At 53.4% G+C, this 15,493-nt stretch carries 13 protein-coding genes and 3 rRNA genes; 11 read left to right on the plus strand and 5 right to left on the minus strand.

Annotation, left to right across the window (positions count from 1 at the left end):
• Window positions 1-51 precede the first annotated feature (51 nt).
• The 4 genes from ACU6TU_RS00140 (at window position 52) to ruvX (ending at window position 2,886) form a co-directional block, all read left to right on the plus strand.
• On the plus strand, window positions 52-762 hold the full coding sequence (locus ACU6TU_RS00140; RefSeq protein ID WP_447142588.1) for a CvfB family protein: 711 nt from the start codon (window positions 52-54) through the stop codon (window positions 760-762).
• Window positions 763-873: 111 nt separating this feature from the next.
• Window positions 874-1,839 carry a glutathione synthase gene (gene gshB / locus ACU6TU_RS00145; RefSeq protein ID WP_447142589.1) on the plus strand — a complete coding sequence of 322 codons (966 nt, stop codon included), beginning with the start codon at window positions 874-876 and terminating at the stop codon, window positions 1,837-1,839.
• Between the two features lie 43 nt (window positions 1,840-1,882).
• The gene (locus ACU6TU_RS00150) at window positions 1,883-2,440 is read left to right on the plus strand and encodes a YqgE/AlgH family protein (protein ID WP_447142590.1); all 558 of its coding nucleotides are present in this window, start codon (window positions 1,883-1,885) and stop codon (window positions 2,438-2,440) included.
• Window positions 2,440-2,886, plus strand: a complete 447-nt coding sequence (ruvX, locus tag ACU6TU_RS00155; RefSeq protein WP_447142591.1) for a Holliday junction resolvase RuvX — start codon at window positions 2,440-2,442, stop codon at window positions 2,884-2,886. Before ACU6TU_RS00150 ends, ruvX begins: the two co-directional genes overlap by 1 nt.
• A gap of 23 nt (window positions 2,887-2,909) precedes the next feature.
• Here the strand turns inward: ruvX and ACU6TU_RS00160 are convergent, their stop codons facing one another.
• Window positions 2,910-3,935 carry an aspartate carbamoyltransferase gene (locus ACU6TU_RS00160; protein WP_447142592.1) on the minus strand — a complete coding sequence of 342 codons (1,026 nt, stop codon included), beginning with the start codon at window positions 3,933-3,935 and terminating at the stop codon, window positions 2,910-2,912.
• A gap of 595 nt (window positions 3,936-4,530) precedes the next feature.
• Here ACU6TU_RS00160 and ACU6TU_RS00165 point away from each other — a divergent pair.
• From ACU6TU_RS00165 to rrf, 3 genes are all read left to right on the plus strand, one after another.
• Window positions 4,531-6,063 (plus strand): 16S ribosomal RNA (locus ACU6TU_RS00165).
• Window positions 6,064-6,423: 360 nt separating this feature from the next.
• A 23S ribosomal RNA gene (locus tag ACU6TU_RS00170) occupies window positions 6,424-9,314 on the plus strand.
• Between the two features lie 147 nt (window positions 9,315-9,461).
• A 5S ribosomal RNA gene (rrf, locus tag ACU6TU_RS00175) occupies window positions 9,462-9,577 on the plus strand.
• Together the 16S, 23S and 5S rRNA genes form the textbook arrangement of a ribosomal RNA operon.
• A 227-nt stretch (window positions 9,578-9,804) precedes the next feature.
• Here the strand turns inward: rrf and ACU6TU_RS00180 are convergent.
• The 4 genes from ACU6TU_RS00180 to flgA all read right to left on the minus strand — a co-directional run bounded on the left by ACU6TU_RS00180 (window position 9,805) and on the right by flgA (window position 12,170).
• Window positions 9,805-10,545, minus strand: a complete 741-nt coding sequence (locus ACU6TU_RS00180) for an SDR family NAD(P)-dependent oxidoreductase (protein WP_447144153.1) — start codon at window positions 10,543-10,545, stop codon at window positions 9,805-9,807.
• Between the two features lie 105 nt (window positions 10,546-10,650).
• Window positions 10,651-11,100 (minus strand): flagella synthesis protein FlgN, encoded by a 450-nt coding sequence (locus tag ACU6TU_RS00185; protein ID WP_447142593.1) that lies wholly within the window; start codon window positions 11,098-11,100, stop codon window positions 10,651-10,653.
• Between the two features lie 65 nt (window positions 11,101-11,165).
• Window positions 11,166-11,423, minus strand: a complete 258-nt coding sequence (gene flgM, locus ACU6TU_RS00190; RefSeq protein WP_447142594.1) for a flagellar biosynthesis anti-sigma factor FlgM — start codon at window positions 11,421-11,423, stop codon at window positions 11,166-11,168.
• 87 nt (window positions 11,424-11,510) lie between these two features.
• Window positions 11,511-12,170: a flagellar basal body P-ring formation chaperone FlgA gene (gene flgA / locus ACU6TU_RS00195; protein WP_447142595.1), complete on the minus strand. Its 660-nt coding sequence runs from the start codon at window positions 12,168-12,170 to the stop codon at window positions 11,511-11,513.
• Between the two features lie 243 nt (window positions 12,171-12,413).
• On the opposite strand from flgA, the gene flgB reads away from it, so the two are divergent.
• The 4 genes from flgB to ACU6TU_RS00215 all read left to right on the plus strand — a co-directional run bounded on the left by flgB (window position 12,414) and on the right by ACU6TU_RS00215 (window position 15,456).
• Complete coding sequence (gene flgB / locus ACU6TU_RS00200; RefSeq protein ID WP_447142596.1) at window positions 12,414-12,845, plus strand: flagellar basal body rod protein FlgB; 432 nt, start codon at window positions 12,414-12,416, stop codon at window positions 12,843-12,845.
• 51 nt (window positions 12,846-12,896) lie between these two features.
• Window positions 12,897-13,307: a flagellar basal body rod protein FlgC gene (gene flgC, locus ACU6TU_RS00205; RefSeq protein ID WP_447142597.1), complete on the plus strand. Its 411-nt coding sequence runs from the start codon at window positions 12,897-12,899 to the stop codon at window positions 13,305-13,307.
• Between the two features lie 3 nt (window positions 13,308-13,310).
• Window positions 13,311-14,009: a flagellar hook assembly protein FlgD gene (locus tag ACU6TU_RS00210; RefSeq protein ID WP_447142598.1), complete on the plus strand. Its 699-nt coding sequence runs from the start codon at window positions 13,311-13,313 to the stop codon at window positions 14,007-14,009.
• A gap of 85 nt (window positions 14,010-14,094) precedes the next feature.
• Window positions 14,095-15,456 (plus strand): flagellar hook protein FlgE, encoded by a 1,362-nt coding sequence (locus ACU6TU_RS00215; RefSeq protein ID WP_447142599.1) that lies wholly within the window; start codon window positions 14,095-14,097, stop codon window positions 15,454-15,456.
• Window positions 15,457-15,493: the final 37 nt, after the last annotated feature.

The raw sequence follows: 15,493 nt of genomic DNA on the forward strand, positions 1-15,493 counted from the left end.
CTGTCTTTTCGACTCTCTTACTGACTCTCATTTTTTCAAGGCATTTCCGCTATGGCTCGTGATCCACGTTCTTCGCCTCCTCCCGCCACTGCCGTTAGCGCGTCAATGGGCGATGTTGCTTATCTGACCGTGACCGCCGTCACCCACGTAGGGGCGTTTCTGCGCTGGGGGCCGCCAAAGGATGTGCTGCTACCTTACAGCGAGCAGCCCTTCCGGCCGGATGTGGGAAAGCGTGTGCTGGTCAAACTCTACGAAGACGACCAGCAGCGTCCGGTGGCATCGATGCGTCTTGAGCGGTTTTTGAGCGATGAAGCCTGGGAACTGACCCAGGGAGATGCCGTGACACTGGTGGTAGCCGAGCGAACGGACCTGGGTATGAAAGTTGTGGTCAATCATGCTTACTGGGGGTTGATTTACCAGGATGACCTCACTCAACCGCTGCGCCGCGGCCAGACGTTATCAGGCTTTGTAAAAAGACGCCGCGATGATGGTCGGCTGGATATTTCGTTATTGCCGCCGGGTCAGGCGAGGCTGGACGTAGTCGGTGACAAAATCCTTCAGGCGCTGCGTGAAAGTGGCGGTTATCTGCCGCTGGGCGACAAGAGCAGTTCGCAGGAAATCAAAGCCCGTCTGGGGGTCAGTAAAAGTGCTTACAAACAGGCCATCGGGCGCTTATACAAGCGTGAGCTGATCAGCATCGAGCCGTTGGCGATTCGTCTGCATCCTGGTGTGGCCAGTGAACTGGATGGTAACGACACTTAACCGTTGCTAACCCTGGATTTGGTGCCAGCCAAGCCATGCGGCATACTGCTGAGAGTCGCGCCTTCTTGAGGTTGCGACGAATACTCTACTTATTTCCGGAAGCGCTGATCAATGAGTCAATCGAATCTTCGTCTGGGCGTGGTGATGGACCCGATCGCGGACATTGCCTACAAGAAAGATACTACCCTGGCCTTGCTCTGGGCAGCACAGGATCGTGGCTACCAGCTTTATTACATGGAACAGCAGGACATATTCCTGAAGGCCGGTGAAGCCTTTGCCCTGATGCGCCCACTGACCGTCCATCGCAACGCGGAACATTGGTTTGATCTGGGTGAGGCAGAGGCGCGTCCGCTGAAGGAACTTGATACTATCCTGATGCGCAAGGACCCGCCGGTAGACGCAGACTTCGTCAATGCGGTGCATCTGCTAGGGTTTGCCGAGCGTGAAGGGGTGCTGGTGGTTAACCCGACGGCCGCGTTGTTACAGTGCAATGAAAAGCTGTTTGCCCAGCAGTTCCCCCAGTGCTGTGCGCCCACGATTGTTGCTAGCCGTGATGATGTGCTGCGCGCCTTCCAGGCCGAGCACGGCGACGTGATTTTTAAACCGCTGGATGGTATGGGCGGTAGCGGCATCTTTCATATTGGCCCGGATGGCCGCAATATCGGCGCGGTAATTGAGCAGCTGACTTTGCGTGGCCAGCGTCAGATCATGGCGCAGCGTTATCTGCCGGAGATTAAGGATGGGGATACGCGTATTCTGCTAGTGGATGGCGAACCGGTTCCTTTCGGGCTGGCGCGAATTCCTTCCGCGGGTGAAACGCGTGGCAACCTGGCGGCGGGAGGGCGCGGTGTTAGCCGTGAGCTAACCGAACGTGACCATTGGTTGATCCAGCAGGTGCAGCCGATGATTCGCGAAAAAGGTTTGCTGTTTGTCGGCCTGGATGTCATTGGTGATTATATTACCGAGATTAACGTCACCAGCCCCACGTGTGTGCGTGAAATCGACGACCAGCGCGGTACCCATATCGCCGGTTTGCTGCTGGACGCGATTGAGCGCCGTATTATACCGTCAGTTTGAGACTGAAAAGTTTGCCGCCGTATCGGCAAACGTTAGGAGCCGCATGCAAAGTTTGAAACATCATTTCCTGTTGGCCATGCCGCATATGGAAGATACCCATTTCGCCAGTAGTCTGGTTTATTTATGCGACCACGATGACAATGGCTGCATGGGTGTCATTGTTAACAGAACTCTTGAAATTACCCTGGACGCGCTGTTTGATCAGCTTTCCCTAGGGGGTGAGCGTAGTCTGCACCGTAATGCGCCGGTTTATTATGGTGGCCCGATGCATAAAGACCGCGGTTTTATCCTGCATCGCGGTAATAGTCAGGCGTGGGATTCCAGTATTCAGGTCAATGATGATATTGCCTTGACCACCTCCATGGATATCCTTCAGGCATTGGCCAATAACACCGGGCCAGAGCACTTTCTTATTTGCCTGGGCTGCGCTGGCTGGGATGTTGGGCAGCTGGAAAACGAGCTTAAAGAAAATACTTGGTTAACGGTTGATGCAGCTCCGAGCGTGCTGTTTGAAACGCCGCCTGCCGAACGGCTGTCTGCTGCTGCGGGTATTCTGGGTGTTGACCTCAATCTGATGACACGGGATGCGGGGCACGCCTGATGGGTCAGCGTTTGGTGCTTGCTTTTGATTTTGGTACACGGCGTATTGGTATCGCCGTCGGTAATGAACTGCTGAAAAGCGCCAGAGAACTTACCCCGTTACCCGCTCGTGATGGTATTCCCGACTGGAACCAGGTAACACGGCTAGTAAAAGAGTGGCAGCCTGATGTGTTTGTGGTTGGCTTACCGCTTAATATGGATGGGTCGGAATCTGCCATGAGTACGCGAGCGCGCAAGTTTGGTAATCGACTGCATGGCCGCTATGGCAAACCCTGCGAAATGATTGATGAACGCGGAACCACGCGGGAAGCCAAACAGATTGCACATGCTGCCGGGCATCGCGGCAATTATCGCGAAGAGAGTGTGGATGGCATTGCCGCCGTGCTTATTCTGGAAGGCTGGTTTGCCCATCTGGAAGGGCTTCCAGATGGGCGGGCCGCGTTTTAGCCAGCACAGTTCACGATGAAACGTTAGCGGTCAAGGGTGCCTACCTGAGGTGGCACAAACCAGCGTACGGGGCGCATTTCTTTCTCTACCAGCTCATCGACCTGTAATAGCGTGGCAAAAATTGACATGCGCATCGGGATGCCGTTATCCGTCTGACGGAAAATCGCCAGACGCGGGTCACCGTTAAGATTCACATTCAGATCGTTTGCCCCCGGGCGGCTGTCGCGCGGTAGCGGGTGCATGACGATCGTGCTTTGGCTACAGCGCTGATCAAGAAACTCACGATTGACCATAAAGTCTTGGGAAAGCCCCTGAAAGCTTTCATTCATCTCGTCGGTAAATCGCTCCTTTTGAATTCTTGTGGTGTACACCACGTCCAGGTCCGCAAAGTTGTTGGCCAGCGACTCGCGCTGTTCAACCCGATGCCCACGAGAGGTCACCAGATCAATCAAGGCGGTTGGCATTTCAAGGCCCGGGGGAGATACCAGCGTAAAGCGCAGAGGGTCATAAAGAGACAGCAGCTTGATGAGTGAATGTACCGTTCGGCCGTACTTCAAATCCCCGGTAAGCAGAATATGTGCCCCCTTGAGGGATTTACCCAGGCGCTGGAACTCCTTATCAATGGTGTAAAGGTCCAAAAGCGCCTGACTGGGGTGTTCGCCCGGGCCATCTCCGCCATTAATGACCGGCACGTTGGTCGCGGCAGCAAATTCCGCTACAGACCCTTGATCCGGGTGGCGCATGACAATGGCATCGCAGTAACCACTCATTACCCGGCTGGTGTCATAAAGCGACTCGCCTTTGGCCATGGAAGAAAACGTAAAGCCTGTGGTATCACAGACGCTGCCGCCCAGTCGGCAGAAGGCCGCATTAAAGCTCACCCGTGTGCGGGTACTGGCTTCAAAGAATAAATTGCCGAGTACTGCGCCTTCCAATACCCGTGTCACCTGACGGCGATTCGCAATCGGCTCCATACGCGCTGCTACACGCAATAGATGATCAACGCTTTCACGGCTTAAAGAGTCGACGCTTAACAGGTGCTGGCTCATCACGGACCTCAGGCTGGTTGGGGCGAGTAAACAGATACATTAACAGCCTAGTGTAACTGCCAACCACGTTATCGCCGAAGCGCTTTTCATCAGGTGCGCTTTAACCCCGACAAGCCAGGGGATTTAACTTTTTACAAAACCCCTTGCATCCTCTGCGGCGAAACCGTAAAGTACGCATCCGCTGCAGGGGACGCACAGCGTTGTCCGCGGTGTTAAAAAGAAAGTTGAAGGTAAAAACCTTCGGTTTGTCAAGAAGTTAGCGAATAGTCATTGCGTTTTCTTCTCCCGCTGAAATCGGAATCAACATCGAAATCAGTCATTGACAAACACACAGGAATGCGTAGAATATGCCTTCCTCGCTGAGGCAAGTCATTCAGGTCATCGAATGACGCGGTTTAACCACCACCTCGCGAATGCTCTTTAAAAATTTGATCAGGTAATTCATGTGGGCGCTTGCCGATGAGGGTGATAAATCACCAAATATCAAGGCAAGCGGTCATGACAATGTAAATTGAAATGAATTCGTTTGAACCTTGAGCCAAGTTTGATTCGCTTTTGTTGCTTTAGAGTGACAAGTAAGAATCACAATGATTTTAAACTGAAGAGTTTGATCATGGCTCAGATTGAACGCTGGCGGCAGGCCTAACACATGCAAGTCGAGCGGTAACAGATCTAGCTTGCTAGATGCTGACGAGCGGCGGACGGGTGAGTAATGCATAGGAATCTACCCGGTAGTGGGGGATAACCTGGGGAAACTCAGGCTAATACCGCATACGTCCTACGGGAGAAAGGGGGCTTTGGCTCCCGCTATCGGATGAGCCTATGCCGGATTAGCTGGTTGGTGAGGTAATGGCTCACCAAGGCGACGATCCGTAGCTGGTCTGAGAGGATGATCAGCCACATCGGGACTGAGACACGGCCCGAACTCCTACGGGAGGCAGCAGTGGGGAATATTGGACAATGGGGGCAACCCTGATCCAGCCATGCCGCGTGTGTGAAGAAGGCCCTCGGGTTGTAAAGCACTTTCAGCGAGGAAGAACGCCTGTCGGTTAATACCCGGCAGGAAAGACATCACTCGCAGAAGAAGCACCGGCTAACTCCGTGCCAGCAGCCGCGGTAATACGGAGGGTGCAAGCGTTAATCGGAATTACTGGGCGTAAAGCGCGCGTAGGTGGCTTGATAAGCCGGTTGTGAAAGCCCCGGGCTCAACCTGGGAACGGCATCCGGAACTGTCAAGCTAGAGTGCAGGAGAGGAAGGTAGAATTCCCGGTGTAGCGGTGAAATGCGTAGAGATCGGGAGGAATACCAGTGGCGAAGGCGGCCTTCTGGACTGACACTGACACTGAGGTGCGAAAGCGTGGGTAGCAAACAGGATTAGATACCCTGGTAGTCCACGCCGTAAACGATGTCGACCAGCCGTTGGGTGCCTAGCGCACTTTGTGGCGAAGTTAACGCGATAAGTCGACCGCCTGGGGAGTACGGCCGCAAGGTTAAAACTCAAATGAATTGACGGGGGCCCGCACAAGCGGTGGAGCATGTGGTTTAATTCGATGCAACGCGAAGAACCTTACCTACTCTTGACATCTACAGAAGCCGGAAGAGATTCTGGTGTGCCTTCGGGAACTGTAAGACAGGTGCTGCATGGCTGTCGTCAGCTCGTGTTGTGAAATGTTGGGTTAAGTCCCGTAACGAGCGCAACCCTTGTCCTTATTTGCCAGCACGTAAAGGTGGGAACTCTAAGGAGACTGCCGGTGACAAACCGGAGGAAGGTGGGGACGACGTCAAGTCATCATGGCCCTTACGAGTAGGGCTACACACGTGCTACAATGGCCGGTACAAAGGGTTGCCAACTCGCGAGAGTGAGCGAATCCCTTAAAGCCGGTCTCAGTCCGGATCGGAGTCTGCAACTCGACTCCGTGAAGTCGGAATCGCTAGTAATCGTGAATCAGAATGTCACGGTGAATACGTTCCCGGGCCTTGTACACACCGCCCGTCACACCATGGGAGTGGACTGCACCAGAAGTGGTTAGCCTAACGCAAGAGGGCGATCACCACGGTGTGGTTCATGACTGGGGTGAAGTCGTAACAAGGTAGCCGTAGGGGAACCTGCGGCTGGATCACCTCCTTAAACGATGCATTATCCTCGCGGTAAGCGCTCACAATGAATTACCTGATCAGATAGCTGTTGATACGCAGTGATAAGCGATTTCTTCATATTGAAAAAAGAGAAAAGACCTTTTTTAAAGACTTTTCTTTTTCTTTTTAACGTGAAAAAGCATTCGTTTATCACTGCTTATGGCAGTCGCTCTTTAACAATATATCAAGCTGATAAGGTTCTTTTAAGAACGCGATCCATCACCGTCTTTATGACGCTGTTGTGGATCACGAACGTGAAAGAACCATGTACGTAATAAATTGTTATGTGATACGTCTCAAGCGTATCCGGCAATCGTTGTCATTGCGAACCCCAGACTCCTTCGGGTTATAGGGTCAAGCAATGAAGCGCACACGGTGGATGCCTAGGCAGCCAGAGGCGATGAAAGACGTGGAAGCCTGCGATAAGGCTCGGCGAGGTGGCAAACAACCTGTGACCCGGGCATTTCTGAATGGGGAAACCCACTCATCACAAGATGAGTATCCTGCACTGAATCCATAGGTGACAGGAGGCGAACCAGGGGAACTGAAACATCTAAGTACCCTGAGGAAAAGAAATCAACCGAGATTCCCCTAGTAGCGGCGAGCGAACGGGGACCAGCCCTTAAGCATGTGACTGATTAGGCGAATGCGCTGGGAAGCGCGGCCATAGCGGGTGATAGCCCCGTAGTCGAAAATCTGATCATGTGAAATCGAGTAGGTCGGGGCACGAGAAACCTTGACTGAAGACGGGGGGACCATCCTCCAAGGCTAAATACTCCTGGCTGACCGATAGTGAACCAGTACCGTGAGGGAAAGGCGAAAAGAACCCCGGAGAGGGGAGTGAAATAGACCCTGAAACCGTGTGCGTACAAGCAGTCGGAGCGGACTTGTTCCGTGACGGCGTACCTTTTGTATAATGGGTCAGCGACTTATATTCTGTGGCGAGGTTAACCGTATAGGGGAGCCGTAGCGAAAGCGAGTCTTAACTGGGCGCACCAGTCGCAGGGTATAGACCCGAAACCGAGCGATCTATCCATGAGCAGGGTGAAGATTGAGTAACATCAATTGGAGGCCCGAACCAGGATCTGTTGAAAAAGATTTGGATGACTTGTGGATCGGAGTGAAAGGCTAATCAAGCTCGGAGATAGCTGGTTCTCCTCGAAAGCTATTTAGGTAGCGCCTCATGTAGCACCACCGGGGGTAGAGCACTGTTTCGGCTAGGGGGTCATCCCGACTTACCAACCCGAGGCAAACTCCGAATACCGGTGAGTGACGCGTGGGAGACACACAGCGGGTGCTAACGTCCGTTGTGAAAAGGGAAACAACCCAGACCGTCAGCTAAGGTCCCGAAATCCTGATTAAGTGGGAAACGATGTGGGAAGGCTCAGACAGCTAGGAGGTTGGCTTAGAAGCAGCCATCCTTTAAAGAAAGCGTAATAGCTCACTAGTCGAGTCGGCCTGCGCGGAAGATGTAACGGGGCTAAATCAGGTACCGAAGCTACGGGTTCATCCTCTGGATGAGCGGTAGAGGAGCGTCGTGTAAGCCAATGAAGGTGGATTGAGAAGTCTGCTGGAGGTATCACGAGTGCGAATGCTGACATGAGTAACGATAAAGGGCGTGAAAAACGCCCTCGCCGGAAGACCAAGGGTTTCTGTTCGACGCTAATCGGAGCAGAGTGAGTCGGCCCCTAAGGCGAGGCCGAAAGGCGTAGTCGATGGGAAACGGGTCAATATTCCCGTACCGGACATGATTGCGATGGGGGGACGGAGAAGGCTAGGTGAGCCAGGCGTTGGTTGTCCTGGTGAAAGTGAGTAGGCTTGTGTCCCAGGTAAATCCGGGAGACTTCAAGGCCGAGACACGAAACGAACTGACCACGGTCAGGAAGTCATTGATGCCACGCTTCCAGGAAAAGCCTCTAAGCTTCAGATCATGTGCGACCGTACCCCAAACCGACACAGGTGGTCAGGGAGAGAATCCCAAGGCGCTTGAGAGAACTCGGGTGAAGGAACTAGGCAAAATGGTGCCGTAACTTCGGGAGAAGGCACGCCGGCGTAGGGTGAAGAGACTTGCTCTCCTAGCCCGAACCGGTCGAAGATACCAGGTGGCTGCAACTGTTTAGTAAAAACACAGCACTCTGCTAACGCGCAAGCGGACGTATAGGGTGTGACGCCTGCCCGGTGCCGGAAGGTTAAGTGATGGTGTTATCTTCGGAGAAGCTCTTGATCGAAGCCCCGGTAAACGGCGGCCGTAACTATAACGGTCCTAAGGTAGCGAAATTCCTTGTCGGGTAAGTTCCGACCTGCACGAATGGCGTAATGATGGCCACGCTGTCTCCACCCGAGACTCAGTGAAATTGAAATCGCCGTGAAGATGCGGTGTACCCGCGGCTAGACGGAAAGACCCCGTGAACCTTTACTATAGCTTCACACTGGACGCTGATGTTGCCTGTGTAGGATAGCTGGGAGGCTTGGAAACCCGGACGCCAGTTCGGGCGGAGCCAACCTTGAAATACCAGCCTGGCATCATTGGCGTTCTCACTCAGGTCCGTTATCCGGATCGAGGACAGTGTGTGGTGGGTAGTTTGACTGGGGCGGTCTCCTCCCAAAGAGTAACGGAGGAGCACGAAGGTACCCTCAGCACGGTCGGACATCGTGCAATGAGTGCAAGAGCATAAGGGTGCTTGACTGCGAGACAGACACGTCGAGCAGGTGCGAAAGCAGGTTCTAGTGATCCGGTGGTTCTGTATGGAAGGGCCATCGCTCAACGGATAAAAGGTACTCCGGGGATAACAGGCTGATACCGCCCAAGAGTTCACATCGACGGCGGTGTTTGGCACCTCGATGTCGGCTCATCACATCCTGGGGCTGAAGTCGGTCCCAAGGGTATGGCTGTTCGCCATTTAAAGTGGTACGCGAGCTGGGTTTAGAACGTCGTGAGACAGTTCGGTCCCTATCTGCCGTGGGCGTTGGATGTTTGAGAAGGGCTGCTCCTAGTACGAGAGGACCGGAGTGGACGCACCTCTGGTGTTCCGGTTGTCACGCCAGTGGCATTGCCGGGTAGCTAAGTGCGGACGGGATAACCGCTGAAAGCATCTAAGCGGGAAGCCCCCTTCAAGATGAGACATCCCTGAGGCCTAGAGCCTCCTGAAGGGCCCAGCGAGACCAGCTGGTTGATAGGCACGGTGTGGAAGCGCTGCAAGGCGTTGAGCTAACGTGTACTAATGGCCCGTGAGGCTTGACCCTATAACACCCAAGGGGTCTGGTCGCAGTGACAACGAGCGCGAAAGCGCACCGGATACGCAAGAGACGATCACAGTGCATCAGCACGAACAATGTAAAATACGTACTTCGCGATAACGCGTGAAAATCAGCTTGATATAACCAGTTACGCCTGACGACCATAGCGAGCGGGAACCACCTGATCCCTTGCCGAACTCAGCAGTGAAACCGCTTAGCGCCGATGGTAGTGTGGGGTCTCCCCATGCGAGAGTAGGTCATCGTCAGGCACTTATTGAGAAACGCCCCGAGCACTTTGTGTTCGGGGCGTTTTGCTGTGCGTGGAATAAAGTATTCTTCTTGCGCGTGTTGCAGGGCTGTCATTCCCGAGTGGGTTTATCGGGAATCCACCTTGACCTTTCCTGCTGAAGCCCGAAAAACCAGGGTCAATCTGGATTCCCGCTAAGGGCATGCGGGAATGACGATGTGGCTGGGTTTTTTGTTTTGGGGGTGTTATTTACCACTCAATCGCCTCTCCCGCCCAGTCCCAGAAGCTGCCTGTCTCCTCGGGAGTACGCTGAGACATGACATCCAGCAGGCTGTCCGCGACAAACTCGGGGGTGAAAAGCTTATGCTCGGGAACGCGGCTCTGGAAAGGCTGGGATAAAGGGGTATCGGTTGTACCGGGATGAAGGCAAAGCACAATAGCCTGTTTGTTAAACCGTTTAAGTTCGATAGCAAAGGTTTTCATCAGCATGTTATGCGCGGCTTTACTGGCACGGTAGCTGTACCAGCCGCCAAAGCCATTATCATTAATGGAGCCGACACGCGCTGATAGACTGCCAATGACCACCGGATGTTTGCCCTGCAGAGAGCGCTTGATAGACGCCAGCAACAGGACAGGCGTTGCCGCATTAATGTGCATGACCTGCGCGAAATGCGCAGCATCAATGTCTTCCATGCGTTTTTCAGGCGAAATGTCTTGCGACGCATCATGAAGCATACCCACCGCATTAAAAAACAGATGGACCGGTTGAGCATTCAGGTGTTGTTGTAAACGCATACGCCCAGCTTCCTGGCTGATATCGGCGGTAAGTGTTTCGATACGCGGGTCAGGAAAATCCTGGGGAGAGCGACTGACGGCAATAATACGTGAAGGGCGTTGCGAGGCAGACAACGTCTTGACCATTGCCTGGCCGATACCGCCACTGGCGCCAGTGACCACGGCAGTAAAACCATCCGGAAGATGAGGCAGCAACATAATAGGCTCCAGATTAGAAAGAGATCTTCCCATTGAAGCTTTTTGTACAATATTTGTCTATTTTTAATACAAGGAAAGGTTCACTAACATAATAGCGAGGTGTCAGGCTGACGCGTTGATACGTCCGGGCTGAGCGCTATTGCGGCCGTCTGGTTTATACAGCGTTTTTTCAGCGATCTGGCGAATATAATCAAGCATCTGTTGGTTGTGTTTCATGCGTAAAGCCAACATCTGTCCGGTTAATTCGTTCATGCGCGCTACCCGCTCGCCTTTGATCACCAGGCTTTGCCAGTCATCTGGGCAGTTGGCATCAAGTGCTGCCTGCTTGGCACCCTCATGTCCCGCAGGATATCCCAGGCGTTGCTGAATATTGCGCCGCAGGGATTCTTTGTTATCCAGCGCCGCAAGCAGTTCTTGCTTCTCTTCTGCAAGGGCTGCCAGGGCGTTGCCGTCAATATCGCCCTGGGTCAGTTGCTTTTGCTCCTGCTCCATCAGATGAATCAACTGATCCATACGCGCTTGTTGTTCACTGAGTAGGCGTGAAAGGCTCATGGGAGCTCCTGGCAGAGTCTGCCTGTGACAAATGGCTAATTACCCGGAGCGCGTTGACTCGGGCATTAAAGTTTGGAAAGCAGGCCATCCGCAATGCGTTCCGGATTGATCTCCATACGGCCTTCACGGATCGCTGTGCGAATTTCATCCACTTTGGCGCGGTCGATATCCTGCGATGTATCCGTACTCTGCTGGCTTAACTGAGTCGCCGCGGTAGACGCATTACCGGCATTACCCGTTTTCTGCATCTGCGCACGCTGTGCGTCATCTCGCTGCTGAGCCTGGTTAGGTCTCAGCAGCGAATTCAAAGTATCAATTTTCACGGTGTAAGCCTCCATCTGAAACGGGTAGGCGATGATGCGCCAATGATGATGTTATCGGCTAGCCTCCAGCAAACTTTAGTGCCAATGTCAGAAATCAATCATTAGCTGACCGTCAGCGACCACGCGGGCCTCAAGAATATCCCGGCTGCCAAAACGTACACGTACACGCTCACCTTCCGCACCATTATCCATGGCTTCGCCCTCGCGTGAAACGCGAAACGCATCCCCTTGTGCTATGACGCTAACCCGTTGCCCACGTTCAACCAGTAAGGGTGCCTGAATATCGTGAGGTTGCAGGGTGCTGCCGCTGCGAATGGGGCGACGCGCCACCTTGCCAATAATCGCTTGAGGATCGGTGATTGCTCGAGCCGAAAGATCGCTCAAGTTGCCTTGTTGCAAGCCAATCATGGCGGCGGTGATGGCGGCTCCACGGGGAATATCCTGGGTCGCGACGGGATATCCACCAATGACATCGACCTGGGCCTGCAGGTAGCGGACCTGGCGCTGGGCTTCTCCGCAGCGTACCCCAACATTCACGCGCCCCAATGGCGACTGGTCGGCATTGGGCAGAAAGGGTTCGGGGTCGATGCAGGCGGGCAAATGTGGTGAAGGGGGGCGTAATTCAATCATGACGTCTTCGCCCAAGGCCTGGGTTTGCTCATACAAAAACTGCTGAACCTTCTGAATCAGGGCCTGATTATCGGCGTGAGCGGCCATTGGGGCTAATAACGCAAGCAGACCGCTCATTAGCAATATACCGACACACCACCGTATAGAAAGACGCGCATAAAACAAAACATGGAGCATAAAGGCCTACATCGTCGATGAAGCTGTCAAGGATCGTAAAGTTTACGCAATGGAGACACCTGCATCAGCAGAAATACAGCCCGAAAAAACGGCTGTTCTCTGCTTTAGGCTGACGGTACTCCGAGTATTCTCCATCATAGCTAATTTTCTTTATTTAACATTGCTCGCAACGCGAGGGTCAGCATGCTTGATCAACTTGAATCTGCCTTTAATTTTCATCAGCAGGCGCTAGGGTTGCGTCACGCTCGCCATGAAGTACTGGCGGCCAATATTGCCAATGCTGATACGCCTAATTATAAGGCGCGGGATATCGATTTTGGCAGTGAGCTCAAGCGTGCTGTCGAAGGCGCTGCATCGTCACCGTCAGGGCGCGATGGGCTGTCGTTATCGCTTACATCCCAGCGCCATCTTCCCGGCCAAGGGCCTGCCGTCAATGGCGCGGGCAATCTTGATCTGCTTTATCGCGTGTCAGACCAGGCAAGCCTTGATGGCAACACAGTGGATATGGATGCAGAGCGGGCCCAGTTTGCGGATAACGCCGTGCGTTATCGGGCTGCGCTTTCCATGTTGAATAGCCGCATTCAGGGGTTAAAGAGTGCCATGCAGCCTGAGTAATGCCCCGATTAGCACCACGGATACGTTATAGCGCAAGAACAACAAGGAACCATGCCCATGTTTTCCGCTTTTGATATTTCAGGCTCGGCCATGCAGGCGCAATCCCAGCGCTTGAACGTGACCGCCAGCAACCTTGCCAATGCTGACAGTATTGCTGGTCCGGACGGGGAGACCTACCGCGCCAAGCAGGTGATGTTTGAAACCCAGGCACACAATACCCGTTACGGCGTTGGTGGGGTGCGGGTAACGGAGGTCGTGGAAGATGATTCACCGCTGCGGCGTGAATACTTGCCCAATCATCCGGCTGCTGACGAAGAAGGTTATGTTTCCAAGCCCAACGTCGAGCCTGCTCATGAGATGGTCAATATGATCTCAGCATCGCGCTCCTACCAGGCTAACGTTGAGGTGTTCAACACCAGCAAGCAGTTACTGATGCAAACACTGACCTTGGGTGAGGGGTAAACCATGGTAGACGGTATTAACCCAGCCACACTGAGCAATATCAACGGTGGTGGTGGCGCGAAATTAAGCCAAAGCGAATCTGACGAGCTACGCCAGAGCTTTTTGACCCTGTTGATTACCCAGCTGGAAAACCAGGACCCCCTGAATCCGCTGGAAAACGCCGAAATGACCTCACAGCTGGCCCAGATCAATACCGTCAGTGGCATTGAGGAGCTGAACAAGACCCTGCAAGGCATTACTCAGCAGATGGACGCTGGCAAGATGCTCCAGGCCTCTGGCCTGATCGGCAATGCCGTACTGGTGCCGGGTAACAGCGTCAAGGTCAGCAACAATGAAGACGGCTCTGCCAATGCGACACCCTTTGGTGTGGAACTTGGCCAACCTGCTCAACGTGTTGAAATCACGGTTCGCAGTCAAGGCGGCGAAGTGGTGTATACCGAACAGGTCGAAAATGTTGACGCCGGTGTGCAGTCCTTCAGCTGGGATGGATTGAACAGCAACGGCGAAGCGTTACCACCGGGTGATTATCGTGTCAGCCTGAACGCGTTTGATGGCGAAGGCGAGGAAATGAACGCCCAGCCACTCAACTATGCGCTGGTACAAGGGGTGGCCACCGCCAATGGTAATAATGGCGATGTGCGGCTTGATCTGGGTGCGATATACGGTCAGGTAGCGCTGGATCAGGTTAAACAGATTCTTTAACTACGTTTGGCAAATCAGTCATAAACAGATAAGCGTTCCAAAATACAACGCTTTCATGCAAAACACGCTTCGGTGAGGAAATATTATGTCATTTACAACGGCACTCGCGGGCCTGAATGCTCAGTCAGAAAAGCTGAACTCGGCAGGCAACAACATCGCTAACTCGCAAACCGTCGGCTATAAAAGCTCTGACGTGCTGTTTGCCGATGTGTTTGCGGCTTCTCGTGGTATCGGTGTGCAGGTGTCTGATGTACGCCAGAACTTCAATCAGGGCAGCATCGAAAATACCGGTCGTAATCTGGACCTGGCGATTGCTGGTGAAGGTTTTTACCGCCTGGAGCGTTCCACGGGGGAAATTGGCTATTCACGTAACGGCGAGTTCAGCGTCACCGCCAGCGGCGATATCGTTAATGCTCAGGGCGATAAGCTGATGGGCTACGGCATGGATGCAGGCGTGACCGAAGATACCGATGACGAGCAGGCCTTTCCGTTTTCCAACGTGGTAGTGGGCGGTGCGCCGCAGGCGCTGAATGTTCCCGCTAATGATATTCCCGCCAAGGCGACGACAGAAGTGAATGCCTTGCTGAACCTGGATGCAGGAACAGTTGCTGGGCCAGGAAGTACTATAGAAGTCGATAATGGAGGAGCGAATCCATTAGCAGTTAACTACCATTTTTCCAACAACTTTACTGCCTATGATTCTTTAGGTAACACCGTCAATGTAGCAACGTACTTTGAGCGTCTTCCTAGCGCTGATCCTGATAACGTTAGCAGTAATGAGTGGCAGGTTAATGTAGTCACAGATGGTACTTTTAGAGGCAGTTTTAATGCTAATTTTAATGAAAATGGCGGATTAGTTACCACCCCAGATGGGTTTATTGATGCATTTTCTGATCCTGTTAACGGCGTTGATACAACGGTAGCATTAACCCCATCTATAGACCCGGCAGCTGCAAATGGTCAAAGCGTAAACATCGCCGGTATCCCTGGGGGGGATGTAGCAGTGCCGCTTGATATCGAGTTTCTGTTCAACGGCACCACCCAGTACGCCGCGGATTCCCTGCAGAAAGAGCTGAACCAGGATGGCTTTACCTCGGGTGCCCTGGCAGGCATTAACGTGACAGAAGACGGCCAGATTCTGCGTAATTTCACTAACGGTGAAACCCGCGCGGCCGGGCAGATCTCTCTGGCCAGTTTCCGTAATGAAGAAGGCCTGAACCCGATCGGTAATAACCTGTGGGCAGCCACCAACGCCTCAGGCGTTGAAAACCTTGGCGCGCCAGGTGCCGGTAGCTTTGGCCAGATTCAGGCTGAGGCGGTTGAAGCCTCCAACGTGGACCTGGCGGCTGAACTGGTCGATACCATAGTGTCCCAGCGGGCTTACCAGGCCAACTCCAACACCATCAGCACTCAGGATGAGCTGCTGCAGACCATTATCAATCTGTAACGCGTGGCTGATGCTGTTAGCCCGAGGCGTTGTTAGC

It is taken from the genome of Halomonas sp. LS-001, assembly GCF_052983955.1.